The sequence below is a fragment of the Nocardioides sp. genome (assembly GCF_041600255.1).
GTDB lineage: Bacteria > Actinomycetota > Actinomycetes > Propionibacteriales > Nocardioidaceae > Nocardioides.
The window spans coordinates 1-17,925 of sequence record NZ_JBFIKK010000069.1 but is presented as its reverse complement, the minus strand read 5'-3'; the positions used below and the strand labels follow the sequence as shown (position 1 = coordinate 17,925).

Annotated in this window: 19 protein-coding genes; 9 read left to right on the top strand and 10 right to left on the bottom strand. The window is 71.3% G+C overall.

Annotation, left to right across the window (positions count from 1 at the left end; translation table 11 throughout):
- Positions 1-209, bottom strand: a 209-nt coding sequence (locus tag ABZE72_RS09850; protein ID WP_372728851.1) for a hypothetical protein, incomplete at its 3' end; no start/stop codon positions are given.
- On the opposite strand from ABZE72_RS09850, the gene ABZE72_RS09845 reads away from it, so the two are divergent.
- Positions 193-1,029, top strand: coding sequence for a prephenate dehydratase (locus tag ABZE72_RS09845; RefSeq protein ID WP_372728850.1), 837 nt, complete (start codon positions 193-195; stop codon positions 1,027-1,029). The genes ABZE72_RS09850 and ABZE72_RS09845 overlap by 17 nt on opposite strands.
- Before the next feature lie 4 nt (positions 1,030-1,033).
- Here the strand turns inward: ABZE72_RS09845 and ABZE72_RS09840 are convergent, their stop codons facing one another.
- Both ABZE72_RS09840 and ABZE72_RS09835 read right to left on the bottom strand, forming a co-directional pair.
- A complete protein-coding gene (locus ABZE72_RS09840; protein WP_372728849.1) occupies positions 1,034-1,804 on the bottom strand; it encodes a VOC family protein in 771 nt (256 codons plus the stop codon).
- A gap of 127 nt (positions 1,805-1,931) precedes the next feature.
- Positions 1,932-2,705, bottom strand: coding sequence for a VOC family protein (locus ABZE72_RS09835; protein WP_372728848.1), 774 nt, complete (start codon positions 2,703-2,705; stop codon positions 1,932-1,934).
- A 128-nt stretch (positions 2,706-2,833) separates the two neighbouring features.
- On the opposite strand from ABZE72_RS09835, the gene ABZE72_RS09830 reads away from it, so the two are divergent.
- The 4 genes from ABZE72_RS09830 (at position 2,834) to ABZE72_RS09815 (ending at position 6,260) form a co-directional block, all read left to right on the top strand.
- Positions 2,834-3,421, top strand: a complete 588-nt coding sequence (locus ABZE72_RS09830) for a TMEM165/GDT1 family protein (protein ID WP_372728847.1) — start codon at positions 2,834-2,836, stop codon at positions 3,419-3,421.
- Positions 3,422-3,454: 33 nt separating this feature from the next.
- A complete protein-coding gene (locus ABZE72_RS09825; protein ID WP_372728846.1) occupies positions 3,455-4,678 on the top strand; it encodes an arginine deiminase in 1,224 nt (407 codons plus the stop codon).
- 118 nt (positions 4,679-4,796) lie between these two features.
- Positions 4,797-5,159 carry a Crp/Fnr family transcriptional regulator gene (locus tag ABZE72_RS09820; protein WP_372728845.1) on the top strand — a complete coding sequence of 121 codons (363 nt, stop codon included), beginning with the start codon at positions 4,797-4,799 and terminating at the stop codon, positions 5,157-5,159.
- 6 nt (positions 5,160-5,165) lie between these two features.
- Positions 5,166-6,260 carry an adenylate/guanylate cyclase domain-containing protein gene (locus ABZE72_RS09815; RefSeq protein ID WP_372728844.1) on the top strand — a complete coding sequence of 365 codons (1,095 nt, stop codon included), beginning with the start codon at positions 5,166-5,168 and terminating at the stop codon, positions 6,258-6,260.
- A gap of 193 nt (positions 6,261-6,453) precedes the next feature.
- Here ABZE72_RS09815 and ABZE72_RS09810 read toward each other — a convergent pair whose 3' ends face one another.
- From ABZE72_RS09810 to ABZE72_RS09800, 3 genes are all read right to left on the bottom strand, one after another.
- Entirely contained in the window at positions 6,454-7,383 is a 930-nt protein-coding gene (locus ABZE72_RS09810; protein WP_372728843.1) for a DUF5926 family protein, read from the bottom strand.
- A gap of 10 nt (positions 7,384-7,393) precedes the next feature.
- Complete coding sequence (locus ABZE72_RS09805; protein WP_372728842.1) at positions 7,394-8,173, bottom strand: glycerophosphodiester phosphodiesterase family protein; 780 nt, start codon at positions 8,171-8,173, stop codon at positions 7,394-7,396.
- A 78-nt stretch (positions 8,174-8,251) separates the two neighbouring features.
- Positions 8,252-9,466 (bottom strand): ATP-binding protein, encoded by a 1,215-nt coding sequence (locus ABZE72_RS09800; protein WP_372728841.1) that lies wholly within the window; start codon positions 9,464-9,466, stop codon positions 8,252-8,254.
- A 91-nt stretch (positions 9,467-9,557) separates the two neighbouring features.
- Between ABZE72_RS09800 and ABZE72_RS09795 the strand changes: the two genes are divergently transcribed.
- Both ABZE72_RS09795 and ABZE72_RS09790 read left to right on the top strand, forming a co-directional pair.
- Positions 9,558-10,424, top strand: coding sequence for an Fpg/Nei family DNA glycosylase (locus ABZE72_RS09795; RefSeq protein ID WP_372728840.1), 867 nt, complete (start codon positions 9,558-9,560; stop codon positions 10,422-10,424).
- Between the two features lie 37 nt (positions 10,425-10,461).
- Complete coding sequence (locus ABZE72_RS09790; protein WP_372728839.1) at positions 10,462-10,806, top strand: rhodanese-like domain-containing protein; 345 nt, start codon at positions 10,462-10,464, stop codon at positions 10,804-10,806.
- A 16-nt stretch (positions 10,807-10,822) separates the two neighbouring features.
- On the opposite strand, the gene ABZE72_RS09785 is transcribed toward ABZE72_RS09790, so the two are convergent.
- The 3 genes from ABZE72_RS09785 to ABZE72_RS09775 form a co-directional block, all read right to left on the bottom strand.
- Complete coding sequence (locus ABZE72_RS09785) at positions 10,823-12,262, bottom strand: hypothetical protein (protein ID WP_372728838.1); 1,440 nt, start codon at positions 12,260-12,262, stop codon at positions 10,823-10,825.
- A gap of 221 nt (positions 12,263-12,483) precedes the next feature.
- Positions 12,484-12,774, bottom strand: a complete 291-nt coding sequence (locus tag ABZE72_RS09780; RefSeq protein ID WP_372728837.1) for a hypothetical protein — start codon at positions 12,772-12,774, stop codon at positions 12,484-12,486.
- Between the two features lie 31 nt (positions 12,775-12,805).
- Positions 12,806-15,589 (bottom strand): hypothetical protein, encoded by a 2,784-nt coding sequence (locus tag ABZE72_RS09775; protein WP_372728836.1) that lies wholly within the window; start codon positions 15,587-15,589, stop codon positions 12,806-12,808.
- Between the two features lie 252 nt (positions 15,590-15,841).
- Here ABZE72_RS09775 and ABZE72_RS09770 point away from each other — a divergent pair, with 252 nt between their 5' ends.
- The gene (locus ABZE72_RS09770) at positions 15,842-16,831 is read left to right on the top strand and encodes a hypothetical protein (RefSeq protein WP_372728835.1); all 990 of its coding nucleotides are present in this window, start codon (positions 15,842-15,844) and stop codon (positions 16,829-16,831) included.
- A 1-nt stretch (position 16,832) separates the two neighbouring features.
- On the top strand, positions 16,833-17,489 hold the full coding sequence (locus tag ABZE72_RS09765) for a hypothetical protein (protein WP_372728834.1): 657 nt from the start codon (positions 16,833-16,835) through the stop codon (positions 17,487-17,489).
- A 52-nt stretch (positions 17,490-17,541) separates the two neighbouring features.
- Here ABZE72_RS09765 and ABZE72_RS09760 read toward each other — a convergent pair.
- Positions 17,542-17,925, bottom strand: a 384-nt coding sequence (locus ABZE72_RS09760; protein WP_372728833.1) for an alpha/beta hydrolase, incomplete at its 5' end; no start/stop codon positions are given.

Below are 17,925 nucleotides of genomic sequence, written 5' to 3'. Positions count from 1 at the left end.
CGCCCCTGGCGGCGCAGGCCGACGACGGCCAGCAGCAGGGCGAGGACGGCCAGGGACAGGGCAAGTACGGCGAGGACGAGGATCAGCACGGCCCCGAGCCTAGAAGGGACGGCCCTCGGCCGACGACAGGCGCGCTCGCCACCCCTCGGTCGAGCACGCTCGGCGTCGCCGTACGCGTGGGAGCATGACGGCGTGAACGCGCGACGCATCGCCTATCAGGGCGAACCCGGCTCCAACTCCCACCTGGTCTGCCGCCAGCACTACCCCGAGTGGGAGGGCGTGCCGTGCGCGTCGTTCGAGGACGTCTTCGCGGCCGTCGAGTCCGGCGACGCCCAGCTCGCGATGATCCCGATCGACAACTCGCTGGCCGGCCGGGTGGCCGACATCCACCACTTCCTGCCCGGCTCGAGCCTGCACATCATCGCCGAGCACTTCCTGCGGATCCGGTTCAACCTGATGGCGCTGCCGGGCGCGGGCCTCGACACGCTGCGCACCGTGCACAGCCACCTGCACGCGCTGGGCCAGTGCCGCAAGATCATCCGCGAGCACGGCCTGACCCCGGTGATCTCGGGGGACACCGCTGGAGCGGCCCGCGAGGTCGCCGAGTCCGGCGACCCGACCCAGGCCGCGCTGGCCCCACCGTTGGCCGCCGAGATCTACGGCCTGGAGATCTTGGCCGAGGACGTCGAGGACGAGGACCACAACACCACCCGCTTCGTCGTGCTCTCCCCCGAGCTGATCGAGGCGGAGCCGGGCACCGGCCCGGTGGTCACCAGCTTCATCTTCAACGTGCGCAACATCCCGGCCGCGCTCTACAAGGCGCTCGGCGGCTTCGCCACGAACGGCGTGAACATGACCAAGCTGGAGAGCTACATGGTGGGCGGCGAGTTCACCGCCACCCAGTTCCTCGCCGAGGTCGACGGGCACCGACAGGACCCGGCCGTGCAGCGCGCGCTGGAGGAGCTGGCCTTCTTCACCACCGAGGTGAAGATCCTCGGCGTCTACCCCGCCGACCCGTTCCGCGCCTGAATCGTCAGGACGGGGTCTGCATCAGCGAGAACATGCCGCCCTGCGGGTCGGCCAGCACCGCCATCCGGCCGACCTCGGGGACGTCGAAGGCCGGCGCCACGGTGGTGGCACCCTTCGCCTCCGCCGCCGCGACCGTCTCGTCGACGCTCTGCACGTTGAAGTAGACGTTCCAGTGCGGGGGCATGCCCTCCATCGGCGGCGGCATCACCCCGGCCACGGCACGCCCGTCGACGTGCATGGTCGTGTAGGTCATGTCCGGCATCGGCGTCTCCTCCCAGGTGACCCCGAGGACCTCGCCGTAGAACGACTTGGCCTGCTCGATGTCCGGGGTCATCAGCTCGTTCCAGATCGGGGTGCCGGGCTCGTTGGCCCGGGCGGTGCCGACGTTGTCCTTGGCCTGCCACAGGCTGATCCGGGCGCCGGTCGGGTCCTGGAGCGCGGCCATCCGGCCGTGCTCGCCGATGTCGAACGGGCCGGCCTCGACCTTGCCGCCCGCGGGCTCGACCTTCGCCACGGCGGCGTCAACGTCGTCGACGGCGAGGTAGACGTTCCAGAAGGCCGGGTGACCGGCGAGCTCCGGCATCTGACCGCTCACGCCGGCGACGTCGTCGCCCTGGAGCCGGGCGGTGAGGTAGACCGACCCCTCGTCCATCTGGGTCTCGTCGTAGTCCCAGCCGAAGAGGTCGCCGTAGAAGGACCTGGCGGCCGACTGATCCGGCGTGATCAGCTCGACGTAGGTGGGCGTGCCCTGCTGGTAGCTCTCGAACTTCGGCATCTGCATCTCCTCGATGGCGAACGGTCGACCCCGACCTCTCGAGTCAACACCCGACCACCGACACCTGACCAGAGCCTGGGCCAGAGCCTGGAGCCGGAGCTGGGGCCGGAGCCTGGCCCGGGCAGCCTCAGTCGAGGTCGGCCATCAGGGCGAACATGCCGCCCTGCGGGTCGGAGACCACCGCCATCCGGCCCACGTCCGGCACGTCGAAGGGCCCACTGATGATGCGGCCACCGAGGTCGGCGACGTCGGCCACGGTGCCGTCGACGTCCTTCACGTTGAAGTAGACGCTCCAGTGCGGCGGGATGCCCTCGACCATCGGCGGGACCACCCCGGCGATGGAGCCGCCGTCCGTCGCGAGCGTGGTGTACGTCGTGCCGCCGATCTCCGAGGTCTCGGTGGCGAGGTCGAGCACGTCGACGTAGAACTCGGCCGCCAGGCTCGGGTCGGGGGTGGTCAGCTCGTTCCAGATCGGGGAGCAGGGCTCGCTGGCCCGCGCGGTGCCGACCATCGTCTTGGCCTGCCAGAAGTTGATCCGGGCACCGGTCGGGTCGACCACGGCCGCCATTCGGCCCAGGTCCATCACGTCGAACGGCGCCGCCTCGAGGGTGCCGCCGGCGAGCTCGACCAGCTCGGCCGCCTCGTCCACGTCGTCGACCGCGAGGAAGACCCCCCAGAACGCCGGCTTGCCCGCGTCCTCGGGGAGCTGGCCACCGATCCCGGCCACCACGTCGCCCTGCAGCTCGGCGGTGAGGTAGGAGTTGCCCTGGTCGTCGACCGGCACGTCGACCACGTTCCAGCCGAAGAGGGCACTGTAGAACCTCCGGGCCGCCTCACGGTCCGGGGTGGTCAGCTCGATGTAGCAGGGCGCACCCTGGGCGTAGGACTCGAACTGGGGCATGACTGCTCCTCCGTGGCGTACTGGTCTCCCGTGTTCACCCAACACTTCACCACCCCCGGGGGCAAGCAGAACACCGGTATCCCCCCGGTGCCGCCCAGCACCTGCTATCGGCACTAGATTCGGCCCCGATGAGCCTCACCGTGGTTGCGCTGACCTTCCTCGCGATCTTCGTCGTCGAGCTGCCCGACAAGACGTTCCTGGCCACCCTCGTGCTGGCCACCCGGTACCGCCCGCTCCTGGTGTGGATCGGGGTCTCGCTGGCCTTCCTGGTCCAGACCACCATCGCCGTCGGGCTCGGGCACGCGATCTCGTTCCTGCCCCGGACCCCGGTGCAGCTGGCTGCGGCCGCGCTCTTCCTGGCCGGGGCCGTCCTGCTCTTTCGGGAGGGCCGCCAGCACCACCGCGCCACCGAGGACGAGGTCGCCGAGGTGGCCGACGTGACGGGCTGGCGGGTGGTGCTGACCAGCTTCCTGGTGCTCTTCGCCGCCGAGTGGGGCGACCTGTCGCAGCTGCTGAGCGTCTCGCTGGTCGCGAGGTACGCCGACCCGCTCGCCGTCTTCGCGGGCGCGCTGGCGGCGCTGCTGACCGTGAGCGGTCTCGCGGTGATCGCCGGGCGAGGTCTGCTGCGGGTCGTCCGGCTCCACGTCCTGCACTACGTCGGCGCCGCGGTCTGCCTGATGCTGGCCACGATCACGCTGGTCGGGATCGTGCGTTGAGGCGGACGGGCCGAAGGCCTCTAGAGTGCTGCCATGGATTTCAAGCACGGGGCTGACAGCGAAGTCGGCACGCTCCAGACGGTCATGCTCCACCGCCCGGGCAACGAGCTGAAGCGGCTCACCCCGCGCAACAACGACAAGCTGCTCTTCGACGGCATCCCGTGGGTCGCCCGCGCCCAGGATGAGCACGACGCCTTCGCCGAGGCGCTGCGCGCCCGCAAGGTCGAGGTGCTCTACCTGACCGAGCTGCTCTCCGAGACGCTGCAGAGCGAGATCGCCCGCAACCACGCGATCAGCACCGCCCTCTCCGGTCTGCACCTCGGCGACACGATGCGCGACTACCTGGCCCGCTTCCTGCGCGAGGCCAGCCCCGAGGAGCTCACCGGCTACCTGACCGCCGGCATCCGCAACGACGAGGTCCGCGGCGGCTTCGGACTGGTCTCCTCGCTGCTGGCCTCCGACGACTTCCTCGTCGACCCGCTGCCCAACCTGCTCTTCACCCGCGACTCCAGCGTCTGGATCCGCGACCGGGTGGCCGTGACCTCGCTGGCGATGCCGGCGCGGGCCCGCGAGACCCAGCTGACCGAGCTGATCTACACCGAGCACCCGCGCTTCCGGGGCACCCGGAAGATCCACGGCTGGCACCACGAGCACGTCGAGGGTGGCGACGTGCTGCTGCTGGCCCCCGGCGTGATCGCCGTCGGCGTCGGGGAGCGTACGACGCCCGCCGGCGTCGAGCGTCTGGCCCGCCAGGTCTTCCACGCGGACCTGGCCCACACCGTGCTCGCCGTACCGATCGCCCAGGAGCGGGCGACCATGCACCTCGACACGGTCTGCACGATGGTCGACGTCGACAAGATCGTGATGTACCCGAACGTCGCCGACTCGCTGCAGGCGTTCGCGGTCACGATCGCCGACCGTGGCGCCCACGACAACGAGCTGGTCCTGCACGTCGCGGAGGCCGAGCCGTTCCTGGTGGCGGCCGCCAAGGCGATGGAGATCGACACGCTGCACCAGATCGACACCGGTCTCGACCCGGTCACCGCCGAGCGCGAGCAGTGGGACGACGGCAACAACACCCTGGCGCTGGCGCCCCGGGTCGCGGTCGCCTACGAGCGCAACGACGAGACCAACGACCGGCTCGAGGAGGCCGGCATCGAGGTGGTCCGGATCGCCGGCTCCGAGCTGGGCTCGGGCCGTGGTGGCCCGCGCTGCATGAGTTGCCCGATCTCCCGCGAGCCGCTGCCCGTCGGCTGATCGCACGCGCGACGGACACCGTCGCGGGGTGACATTCGTCGCCGGTCGGTTCGCTGGACACCACTGACGGGGTCCGCGAGGATCGATCCGGGAGCACCGACTGCGAAAGGCACCACCGATGACGTTCTTCGACACGTTCACTCCGCAGGAGGTCGCGCGGATCAGCGCCGCGGGCACCGCGGTCAAGGTCCCCGAGGGCTGGTCCCCGATCTGGGAGAAGACCGGTGCCGACAAGGCCTACATCCTGCTCTCCGGTCAGGTCTCGGTACGCCGGGGCGGCGAGGAGATCGCGCAGATCGGTCCGGGCGAGATCATGGGCGAGGCGGCGATCGTGAACCGCTCGCTGCGCACCGCCTCGCTGGTCGCGCTGACCCCGCTCGAGCTGATCCACTTCACCGCCGAGGCGGTCCGCACGCTGTGCGAGGAGATGCCGAAGTTCGACGAGGCCCTCAAGGCCGCCGCGGCCTCGCGGACGAACTAGCCCTGCGTGAGCACGACTCCTGAGGACGCGACCGAAGGCGAGACCCTCGACGAGGTGGCCGCCGATCCGGAGCTCGACTTCTCGGCGGCCCTGGAGTCGATCGAGGAGTACCTCCTCGGGGAGAAGCCGTCGCTGACCCGCACCGAGGTCTCCGCCCGGGCCGGCGTCTCGATCGAGCTGGCCAAGGAGCTCTGGCGGCTCTCCGGCTTCCCCGAGCAGAGCGACGACGCCGTCGCCTTCACCTCGGCCGACGCCGAGGCCCTGAGGAGCACCCAGATCCTGATGCGCCTCGGCGTGCTCGGGCCGGACTCCCAAGCAGCCCTGGTGCGGACCTGGGGGCGCAGCTTCGCCCGGCTCGCCGAGTGGGAGGCTGCCCTGCTCGGCGACGTGGTGCTCGCCGGCGCCGACCCTGAGGCGAAGCTCGGCGAGCTGGCCGCCGAGGTCATCCCGCGGGTGGACGCACTGCAGTCCTACATCTGGCGCCGGCACCTGGCGGCGGCCGCGAGCCGGATGCTCGACCTGAACGCGATCGGCTCCACCCGGGCCCAGCTGGCGATCTGCTTCGTCGACATCGTCGGCTACACCTCCCGCAGCAAGAGTCTCGACCAGAGCGAGCTGGTGGAGTGGCTCGAGCACTTCGAGCACGTGGCCACCGGGATGGTCATCGACCACGGCGGCCGGGTGGTGAAGACGATCGGCGACGAGATCCTGTTCGTGACCGACGATCCCACCGACGCCGCGACGATCGCGCTCGCGCTGACCGCGCGGGGTGCCGACGAGGAGGACGACTTCCCGGCCGTCCGGGCCGGCATCGCGTACGGCGAGGTGGTGAACCGCCTGGGTGACGTCTTCGGCCCGGTGGTGAACGTCGCCGCGCGGCTGACGTCGGTGGCGCGACCCGGCTCGGTGCTGGTCGACGTCGGTGCCTACGAGGCGCTCTCCGGTCGGACCGCCGACCCGGACCCGGCGGCCGAGTCCGAGCCCGCCGACGAGGCGGGGGCCGCGTACCGGTTCCGGCGCATGCGGCGTACGTCGGTGAAGGGCTACTCGCGGCTGCAGTCGTGGGTGCTGCGTCCGGCCCGCAGCGACGTCGCGGACTGACCGGGAGCGTCACCGGCAGCAGCGGAAGGGGCCCGAAATGCTGGGTGCCCAGCCGTTGTCGACGGGGGACACAACAACGGCCGGGCGAAGACCGAATCTACCTCCCCCGCCCGGGCGCCGACAAGGAATCGTCGGGACTGCTCGGCGTGATCCGCGACATGTTCGCAAAGACCCCCGGGCGCCAGGGCCGCACCTAGCGGATGGTGACCTGACGGTTGGCCAGACCCGAGCGGGCGGAGCGCTCCGCGGCGGTGAGCTCGGAGCCGTCGGCGAGGGCCGCGGCCAGGTCGTCGGCGAACCGCTTGGCCGGCTCCTCGAGCACCTCGGCGCCGGTGCCGACGGGCAGGTCCCAGACCGGGGCGAGCAGGCCGTGGGCGCGGAACATGCCGACGAAGCGGGAGCCGGGCGCGATGTCGTCCTTGCCGGCGACGTGCAGCCGGGCGAGGGCGTCGAGCAGCTCGTTCTCGGGCTCGGGCATCACCCAGCGCAGGTGCTCCTTGGAGCCGATGGAGGTCCAGTACGCCGCCTCCACGGAGGTGAGTCGCACGGTCGGGTTGGCGGCCGCGTTGGCCTCGTCCAGCGCGGACGCCATCGCGGAGGTGTCCTCGACGTCGGCCAGCCAGAAGTTGAAGCCCTCGTGCACGGTGATGTCGAGGGTGTCGCCCTCGACCAGGTCCTGCAGCCGCGGGCCCTCGCCCGGGGCGCTGGTCAGCCCGACGATGCCGGGCTCGGCGTCCAGGGCCGCGAGCAGCACCGCGGCCAGGTCGCGCGACGGGTCGCCGTACATGTGCTGGACCTGCAGGCCGAGCCAGATCTCGCCGCTGTCGCGCACCATCGCGGGCGCGGCGACCGGGAGCAGCGAGCAGAGGGTGACCGAGCGGTCGGAGTCCTTGAGCTTCAGCGGCGCGGAGGCGGCGGGCACGAGCTCGCGCATCGCGATGATGTCGCACTCCGACGGCAGGCCCTCGAAGGGCCGGCTGACGAAGACGTCCGGCGCGCCGCCCTTGGCGCCGTGGCAGGCCTTGAACCGGCGACCCGAGCCGCACGGGCAGGGCTGGCGGGGACCCACCTCGCCGGTGGTGGCAGTGGTGTCACGGGCCTTGGTGCGAGCGCTCTTTCCCATGACGGTGAACCTATACGCCGAGCAGTTCCAGCATGTACGCCGGCCGGTCGCTGATGACCGCCTTCACCCCGAGCTGCTGGCAGAGCTCGAGGTCGCTGCGGGTGTTCACGGTCCACACGTGCAGGTCCCGGCCGCTGGCGTTGATCTTCGGGCCGAGCTTGGGGTGGTCGCGCAGCTCCTCGATGCCGGGGCCGACGATCCAGTCGTCGCCGATCACCCGGCGCAGCATCGACCAGTGGTGGGCGCGCTCGAGCAGCATCACCAGCGGTACGGCGGGCGCCATCCGCTCGACGCGTTGCAGGGCGGTCCAGGAGAAGCTCATCACCCGGGCGGGCGAACCGGGCCGGTCCCAGCCGAAGTCCTTGAGCAGGTCGACGACGCGGCGCTCGACCAGGCCGCCGTACCGGGTGGGGTGCTTGGTCTCGATGGCGATCTCGATGCGGCGGTCGTAGTCGGCCGCGGCCTCCATCAGCGTGCGCAGGGTGAGCACCTTGCCGTGGCTGTCCTCGCGCTCGGGCGCCTCGTCGTCGAGGTCGGCCCACGGGTTCTTCCAGGAGGCGAAGTCGAGCTGGTCGAGGTCGGCGAGGTCCATCGTGGAGACCAGGCCGCGGCTGCTCGCCGTACGTCGTACGTCGCGGTCGTGCACGCAGACCAGGTGGCCGTCGGCGGTCAGCCGGACGTCGCACTCCAGGGCTTCGGCGCCCTGGTCCATCGCTGCGACGTACGCGCCCAGGGTGTGTTCGGCGTTCTCTTCACTGGCCCCCCGGTGGGCGACGACCTGCGGCCTCATGGGGACAGTCTGGCCGGTCGGGGGGTGCGGTGGTCGAATCCGGGCCGGTCGTCGCGGGTGGGAAACGTCCGGGCCGACTCAGGCGTGCTGGCGCAGGTAGCGCCCGAAGTGCGGCACGGTGAAGGCGATCCGACCACGTTCGCCGGAGTAGATCAGCCCCTTCTTCAGCAGCGCGTCCCGGGCCGGCGAGAGCGACTGGGGCCGCTTGCCGAGGGCGGCCGCGACGTCGGCGGTGGGCACGCTCTCGATGTCGTCGAGCGGCTCCTCGCCGCGCTCGGCGATCGCGGTGGCGGCGTCGGCCATCGCGCGCAGGTAGTCCCGCTCCCCCGGGGTCGCCCGCTCGAAGCGGCTGCCGAAGAAGCCGACCGCGAGCTCGCTCTCCGCCTCGGGGGCGGCGACCGCGACGTCCTCGGCGGTGATCGGCGAGGAGGGCGCGAGGTCCCAGACGACCTTGCCGTAGGCCTGGATGAAGTAGGGGTAGCCGCCGGTCGCGGCGTACATCGCGGCCAGCGCCTCCTCCTCGTACGCCGCGTCCTCGTCGAGGGCGGGCGCGCTGAGCGCGCGGTCGGCGGCGTCGCGGGCGAGCCGGTCGATCCGCTGGTAGCGGAAGAGCCGCTCGGAGTAGGACTTGCTGGCCGAGAGCACGGCGGGCAGGTGCGGCAGGCCGGCGCCGACGACGATCACCGGCAGGCCGGACTGGCTGATCTCGTGGCAGGCGGCGCAGAGCGCGGAGATGTCGTCGGGGCCGAGGTCCTGCATCTCGTCGATGAAGACGCCGATGCCCTTGCCGAGGTCCGCGGCCAGGCCGCCGACGTCTGTGAGCAGCTCGACGAGGTCGATCTCGATGTCGCCGGAGTCGGCGCGACCGCGGACGGCGGGCGCGTCGATGCCGGGGCTCCACTGCTCGCGGAGCTTGGCGCCGGAGCCGGCCTCGCGCTGGGCGAAGGAGCGGATCACGCCGAGGACGTGGTCGACCGCGTCGGCCTGCGGGTGGCCGAGCTCGCGAACGGCCTGGTGCAGCGCGCTGGAGAGCGGGCGGCGGAGCCGCTGGTCGGGGCGGGCCTCGAGCTTGCCGGTCCCCCACTGGCGTCGTACGGCGGCCGAGCGCAGGGCGTTGAGCAGGACGGTCTTGCCGACCCCGCGCAGCCCGGTCAGCACGAGGCTCCGCTCGGGGCGGCCCTTGGCGACGCGCTCGAGCACGACGTCGAAGGCGGCCAGCTGCTCGTCGCGGCCGGCGAGCTCGGGCGGGCGCTGGCCGGCGCCGGGGGCGTAGGGGTTCCGGATCGGGTCCACGATGGGACCGTATCCGGCTGTCTAGGCGAATCCGTAGATTGACCGGCCGAGCGCACGCGGCGCGTCGGCGGTGCTGCCTACACTGGCCGACGTGCCCGAGCTGCCCGAGGTGGAAGCGCTGGCCCTCGACCTGAGCGGCCGGCTGACCGACCGCGCCATCGTGAAGATCCACATCGCGACGTTCAGTGCGCTGAAGACCTTCGACCCGCCGCTCTCCGCGCTGGAGGGGACGATGGTCGAGGGTGTCACCCGGCACGGCAAGTTCCTGGACGTGCAGGCCTCGGGGTTGCACCTGGTGCTGCACCTGGCCCGGGCGGGCTGGATCCGCTGGCGCGACGAGGTGCCGTCGATCCCGCCGAAGCCCAGCAACAAGTCGCCGCTGGCGGCCCGGATCGTGCTGGACGACGGCAGCGGCCTGGACATCACCGAAGCGGGCACGAAGAAGAGCCTGGCGCTGTACGTCGTCCGCGACCCGGCCGACGTGCCCGGCATCGCCCGGCTGGGCCCGGACCCGTTGGACGACGCGTTCACGATCGAGGCGTTCGGCAAGATCCTCGCCGAGGCGGGGCGCTCGCAGATCAAGGGCGTGCTGCGCCACCAGGGCACGATCGCCGGGATCGGGAACGCCTACTCCGACGAGGTGCTGCACGCGGCCCGGATGTCGCCGTTCAAGCCGGCCTCGGGGCTGGACGAGGACGACGTCCGCACCCTGTACGACGCGATCCGCCGGGTGCTCGGTGAGGCGGTCGAGCGGTCGCGGGGGGTGGCGGCCAGCGAGCTCAAGGGGGAGAAGAAGTCGCACCTGGCCGTGCACGGCCGGGCCGGTTTGGCGTGCCCGGTCTGCGGGGATGTCGTGCGCGAGGTGTCGTTCGCCGACTCCAGCCTGCAGTACTGCCCGACCTGCCAGACCGGCGGGAAGCCGCTGGCGGACCGCCGGATGTCCAAGCTGCTCAAGTGAACGCGCCCGACCTGTTCCCGACTTCTGCGAGGCCCCGATGATCGAGATCCCCACCGTCGCCATGACCGGCGTGCCCGACCCGCTGCCCGAGGGCGTGGCGATCCTCGACGTCCGCGAGCCGACCGAGTGGGAGCACGGCCACATCGAGGGCGCCACCCACATCCCGCTGATGGACCTGCCCCAACGGCTGGCCGACATCCCGGACGTGCCGGGCGGTCAGGTGCTCGTGGTCTGCCGGATCGGCGGCCGCTCCGCCCAGGCCACTGGCTACCTGGTGCAGCAGGGCATCGACGCGGTCAACCTCGACGGCGGGATGCTCGAGTGGGAGGCCGCCGGGCGGGCGATGGTGAGCGAGACGGGGGCGCCGCCGCAGGTTGTGTGAGGGGCCGGCTTCGGGCTCAGCGCCCCAACTCGGTGAGGGTGAGCCACCAGGCGTAGTGCTCGTCGAGGCTCCGATTCGACACGGCGTACGCCACCACGTGGTATTCGCTGGTCGACCACGTGATCGCGGATGTCCCGTTCGGCAGTGTGAAACAGGCGAACTCTCCGCCCGTGCCTGCGTCGCTGTCCGACCACGACGTCCGCACCGGCTGACCCTGCGAGCAGTCGCCGGTCGTGGGAACGCCGGCGACCTCGGCAGCGAACCCTGCCGCGGTGGCGGGCGCATCGGCGTACTGGATGTAGAGCAGGCTGGCGGAGTCCGTGGGGAGCCAGCACTCGTAGGCGGCACGTGCCCCATCGCCGACGTCGGTCGGATCGGCGATCGCATCGCACTCACTGGCGACGTCGACCGGTAGGACCTCCGAGAGCGGGCTGACCTCCCGCGGTGCGGACGGACTCTCCGGGACGGGCCAGCCCAACGACTCCGCAGTGGAGGCCACCCAGCGCAGCGACTCGGCGGGCCAGAGCAGGCCGGCGCCGATGCTGGTCACCAGACACAGCGAGGAGACGGCGACGGCCATCGGCCCCAGTGCCCGTCCGGACGGGCGCGCGGATCGCCGCCGCTGCACCAGAGGGTCGAGCTGTCCCCCCGCGTCCCCGACCTCGGCGCACAACTCGTCGAACGCCCGCGGCTGGTACGCCGAGGCGAAGGCGAGCAGCTCGAGGTAGCGGTTCGGGACGTGCGGAGTGGCCCGAAGCAGCTGAGCGATGCGCAGCACCTTGCTTCGCCGCACCGCCAGCGCCTGTTCGACCAGGCCGGTACGCCTGAGCTGGGAGGCAGCATCCCCGCCGACCAGGGCGCGATAGACGGCCTGGCCGCTCACGGACAGATCACCGCAGCACACGTAGGCGATGCGATCACCGGTGTAGACCGTCGCCCTCAGCCAGGGCGTCACGAAGGGCCACGCGATCAGGTTCAACCTGAGTGCGTCGAGCAGCACGAGGAGGGTCGACCACCGGGCGTGCCGCGCCTTCAGTGCCCCCAGGTGGGTGGCCAGCACGAAGGTGAGTCTGCGGCGAGCCGCTTCGTCCTGGAGGTCCCCGATCACGGAACCCTCGAGGAGCACGACGTGCACCCCGAAGAAGCTGGTCAGGCTGGAGGTCCTGGTCTCGCCCGGGATGACCAGGGCCAGGCGGTCGACGATGAAGACGTCCACGCGCCCGGCGTACTGGAGACGGGTGCGGACGTCCTCGACGACCTGCGCCACGGTGGGCGTCGTTCCCGGGTCGACCTTGACGCCATCGGCAAGGAGCCGGACGCGCCACACCTGCAGGGCGAGCCACAGGATGAGCACCAGCACCAACGCACCGAGTCCCCACAGCAGCGCCCCTCCGAGAGCGACCGCGCTGATCACCACGAAGACGAAGGCGGATGCAACAACGGCCGAGCTGACCATGGCGAGAGCGAACCGGCTGGGTTCGTAAGGGTGCCGAAGCGCAGCCACATCGATCTCTGGCTTCGCCGGGGCGAGGGTCTCGTGCGGGCGCTCGGCGTCCGACACCACGCCACTCATGGTCCGCCCTTCCGCCGAGTTCGCCGGGTGCACGGTGACGCCACGCTGGACAGGTCGACTGTTGCCAGCAGGTGCTTGCCTGTCTCCTGGTCTTCTGCTGACCGCTAGGAGTCGGAAGGCGGCAGAGAGATACGCCCACTCCGCGTCGACCAGTACTCCAGGAGCGCGAACTGCATGTTGGTCCGGCAGTACTCCGCGGCCTTCTCGGCGACGAGTGCCTTCAGGCCGACGTTGCCGCCGTGCAGCGTGGCGGCATAGGTGGTCCAGCGTTGCCAGATGCCGGTGTCGCGGCGGTCGGACCGCTCTTCGGGGCACTCCTGGGCGACGGGCATCGTCCTGAACCACCAGGCCGCTGCGGGAGTCGACTCGGGGACGTTCTTGAGGTCCGCGAGCACGAAGTGCATGGTTGGCGGGACGCCGGTGCCGTCAGTTTCGGGCGTACTCCCGACGGGTCAGGTTGAACGTCGCGGTACCGATGTCGGGTGGTTCGGCGCCGTAGTCGGCCACCACGATGATCTGCTGGCGCCAGATCTCGCCTCCCCCTGCTTCGTCGGTGGTCATGACGTATCCGGGCATGGCGGCCTCGCCGGTGCCGCTGGCGCCGCAAGGGAAGCCGTCCTCGGGGGCGTGGTCGGTCACCGTGGTCACGTGGGTGCCTCGGCCGTGCCCGACGGCCATCTCGGCCTGGAGTTGTTGTGCGGTTCCCCCGGTGAAGATCGTTGGCACGGACCATCCTTCGGGTGACGGGTAGGCGGCTTCCGTCGCCCAGCCGACGCTACCGACGCCGTTGTAGTCGTACACCGTTGTGCACAACCTGTTCCAGTTGCCGCCGCCATGCCAGTTCTTCACGAACGTTCTCTGCCGGCCCGTCCACGTCCAGGTGTAGGGCTGCATCACACCCCAGGATATGAAGCTGGCCGGCCCGGGGGTCAGTGTCTTCACCACGGTGTGGTTCCAGTCGCTGCACGGCTCGTTGACGGTGTTGCAGTTGAGGGCGCCGTCGATGTCGCTGCCCTGGACACGGTAGGTGATGGTCCCTTCGTATCCGACGCACGGACCTCGGTGCAGGGTCACCGGTTCGGTGTCGAAGCGAGCGATGTCCAGCGAGACGTCAGGGAGGAACGGCACGAGCAGAGATGCCCCGAAGCTGAGGAACAGGGTGTTGGTGATGTCGGTACAGCGCGGCCCGGCGAGATGGCGGCCGTCGGGATCGGCGGACGGGTCGGGGGGCGCCAGGACGTACGACGCCCCGAGGGTTGCCGAGACCTCCGGGCCCAGCTCGACCTCGGCCAGCGAGGCGGGACCCAACGCGACCTTGAGGCCGATGTCCAGCATCGCCGACCCGGGGCCGAGTGCGGCATCGCTGGACGCGTCGGCGTTGAGCGCCCTACCGACGATCGGCTCGCCGCCGTCGTAGTAGAGGGAGGCGTAGAGCCGCTGCGTACTCGTGGCGGTCACTGTCGCCTGCTCGCCGTGCGGGTCGACGGTGAACGTCGCGGTCGGTCCGAGCTTGATCGCCACCGGGGTCGTTCCCAGCGGTATCTGGGCGAACTGCCTCTCATAGCTGCACGAGACGACCTGACTTCCGGACCATTCCGCCGTGCTCGTCAACTGACCCTTGATGCTGAAGTCGAAGGTGCCGGCGCTCAGGTTGACATCGAGGTAGGGGTCGCCGGAGAACGTCAGGTCGAACGCTGGAGCGGAGCCGCCGGCCGAGCACGACCAGTTCCCGAGGCCGAGCGAAGCGCCGAGCGCGCTGTTGACCGCGGCCCTCCCGGCTTGCCTCTTGGGGTGGGCCTCGGTGGCGGGTGGCCCGGTGGCGGTCCCGTACGTGAGCCTGATGTCAGCGAACGCCTCGGACAAGGTGGCGGGCGTGACCTCGACCGTCTGCCTTCCGGAACCCGCACTCCCCGTGGTCACCGCCTCCAGCGTGTAGGGCAGCCCATCGCTGCCCCGGACCTGTAGATGGTTCCCAGCCGCCACCGGGTCCGCCGTCCGGGCGAGCACCAGTGTGGTCCCTCGGAGGCTCTCGACGTCGCCCCATCCAAGGAGGTGGGTGCCGACCCGAGGTTCGAGCACCAATTGCTGGTTCGCGCGGTCGAGGTCGAAGCCGTGGGCCACCAGCCTGCTGTCAGCGGTGGTGCCGGTCACCCTCACGGCGATCTTCGCGCCGGGTGGGACCGGCACCAGGACCGAGGTGGCGGAGCCGTCCGCTCGCCAGTCGTGCACCGGGACACCGGTCCCGGTGGCGTCGCCCCAGACTCGTACCCGCGCCCCGGCAGGCGCGGTCAGGCTGGCCCAGACGTGCTGGGCCTCTCCCGGGACCCCCGCGGCGTCGGCGACAGGGACGGCCCGCGTCCTGCCCGCCCTGATCGTTGCGAGCAACCGATCGGGACGTGCGGTGAGGCTGCTGTCCGTCGGGCTCCACGCAAGGACCCGGATCGCGACGTCGGCCTGCCCTCGACTGGATTGGAGTCGGATCGCGCCGCCCTCGCCGACGGCGGCGACGTCGACGACCGAGCTCGTGCCCGTGCCGAACGCCAGGCCCTGCGCCGGCCGGGCCTCGCCGACAGCCCAGGAATGGAGCGTGCCCGAGCGTCGCGCCGTGCGCGTGAGCTGAAGGAGGACCGATCCCGCCTCGTCGGGCACCCCCGGCACCACCACAGTCCGAGGCGTGGTGCCGACCCGGGCCGACGTGCGCGCCGGGCCCTCGTCGACCCGGAACGAGGTCGTCTCGGGCAGCCAGGCCACGACCCGCACGGAAGCGGTCGGGGTGCCGCCGCTGCTGCGGAGCTGGATGCCACCGTCACGTCCGACCTTGACGACGGTGAGCCCCCTGCCTCCCGTCGGCCGGTACTCCAGGAGCGGGGCGCCGCCCGAGGTCGAGCCGCGAGGTCGGGCGAGGATGGACCCCGCCCCACGCGCCGTGCTCACGGTGCCGTCGAGCACGACGGCCGCGACCCCGTCGTCGGGCACGCCCGAGGGAGCAGTCACGTTGAACGTGCGCCAGGCACCGCCGACGACCCTGCTCGGACCGAGGCGCGCGGGGGCGCGCAGCGTGGAGATGTCGCCCCCGAGCACCAACTCGGTGCCGTTGGCGGGCGCCGCCGCGGCGCGATCGACGACCTCCGTCGTCTCGGCTTCGGCCGGCGTCCACACCAGCATCGGCGCCAACACCGACAGCATCAGGATCGCTACTCGTGCCCCCACGTTCGCACGCTACAACCAGCCACCCGGTGGCGGGCCGTTTCGACTCTCTGCCTTCGGATGCACCCGGACCAGGACGCCCCCTCCGCGCGGCGTGGCTCCTAGCCCGTGCCGGGCGGAAGGCCCTGCCCGAACGGCGATGGGCTGCGTTGGCAAGGTCGACACCCACGCGGCGCGTATCAGGCGCCCACCCCTCCCCTCCTTCTCGATGGAGGGCGTGCTGACGCGCACACGACCGCAGAGGGGATGCAGGCCATGAGGGTTCCGTTCGAGGAGGTGCCGCTCGACGTACGCCGTCGCGCTGCCCGGGCTGTCGCCACACTGGTCGGGGACAAACTGTCTCCGACCCGACTCCGCAAGGCAGAGCCACGGTTCGGGGAGGCCACCCCCGTCTACCGGCCGGACCTGCGCGACATCGCGTACTGGGAGATCGAGATCGCCGGGCTCTCCACCGCCCTGCCCCGACCGGAGGGCGACACCGGCCGCGCCGAGCAGGGGTTCATCCTGGTGTCCACCGGCGCCCACGACGTACCCGTGCCGCACTTCAGCCTCGACCTCGCCCCACCGAGCCGGCAGCTCGACGAGCTCGGCTCCATCCACCGCGTCCTCAAGCTCGACGCGCTCTGCTACGCCGGGGTCGACAGGCGCGGCAAGCTGATCGGCCACATCGGGTCGATGCCACCCAAGCTCGCCGGGGTGCCGAGGAGCCTGCCGCGGCAGCTGCCGGCCGGCCACGCCACGAGCGTCGCGACGGCCGAGCGCGGTACCGAGGACGGGGAGAAGGCCGAGGGCCAGCGGATCAAGCGGTCCCGGGAGAAGCGCCCGATCAAGCTCACCGAGTGGCGCTCGTGGGAGGAGCTGACCAAGGGGTACGCCGACACCTACCGGCTGCACCTGTCCGCGCTCGCCGAGCGGGCCGCCCGACAGTGGGAGACCGAGGAGCTCACCGACACCTACGGCGAGGGCATCCACTCCGGCACCACCCACACCGTCTGGCTGCTCGAGGAGGGCGAGTTCAGCCTCGAGGGGGCGGGCGCCGAGCTGGTCCGGGCCGAACTGATCGCGGAGCCGCTGCCACCGAAGCTCGTCCTGAAACCACGGGCCGACGTCAGCGTCGAGGACACCAACGTCGAGGTCCACCTGCGCTACGCCAACGGCGAGGAAGTGCTGCGGTACTTCATCGTCCCCGACCAAGCACCCTCGACCGCCGGCGCCAGCCTCGGTCCGCTCGGAGAGGAGCTCTGACATGAGCTGGAAGTACTTCTGGGCCGGCGGCTCGGGCGACCAGCCCCGCTACTACCAGTTCCCGTACGGCGGCTGCGCGGTCGGCTGCGGAGGAGTCGCGTGGGGCATCGCATTCGCCTGGGGCGACCGCCAGGCCGCGCAAGGCAACGCCTACTGGGCCGGTCGGAACGGGCTCTACCGGAAGAACGGCGGCCGCGGCATCGATGCCGTCGCACCGATCAAGCAGGACGGCGGCGTCCGCAACATGATCGCCGAGATCCGTGGCCACGTCGGCACGTTCTGTGTCTTCGGCGCCGGGGCCACGCCCCCCTGGACCATGCCCCGTGCATGGCGCTATCTCAACGGCCGGACCTACACCTGGATCGACACCCACTGGAACACCATCGGCATCCACGAGACCCGGCTGGCCAACTACGCGGCCCGGTCGATCGCCTACCGGCGTACGCCGGCGGTGATCGGCACCGGCTGGATGAACCACTACCCCGTCGCCTGGGGATACGCGTGGCAGCAGCGGATCGTCCGCAAGTCCTTCCTCTGGTGGGACTGGACCGAGACCGTCACCGACACGGCCTTCTACGTGAACAACGGCTGGGGCGGCGGCGGCAAAGGCGAGTGGATCGACGCGAGCACGTGGTTCGCGGGAGAGATCTACCCCTGAGGGAGCCGTCCGGGGCGGGGGAGGCTCTGCTCCTCCGCCCCGGTCCGGCGCTTCAGCCCACCCTGTGCGCCAGCCGCGCGACCGCGGCGGCCACGCGCGGCCCGAACATGACGGGGTCGTTGTGGTCGGCACCCGCGAGCACCACGCGCTCGGCCAGGGAGGGCGACTGGTCCGCGACGCGGGCGCTGAGCACGGAGGGGACGACCGAGTCGCGGTCGCCGTAGATGACCGTCACCGGCACGTCGCTGGTGCGGAGGTGCTCCAGGACGGGGTACCGGTCGCGCAGCAGCGCACGCACCGGCAGCCAGGGGTAGTGGTGCGCACCGACGTCGGCGAGCTCGGTGAAGGGCGAGCGGAGCACCATCCCCGCCGGCGGGTGCCGGGCCTGGAGAGCCGCAACGACGCCTGAGCCCAGCGACTCGCCGAAGTACAGGGT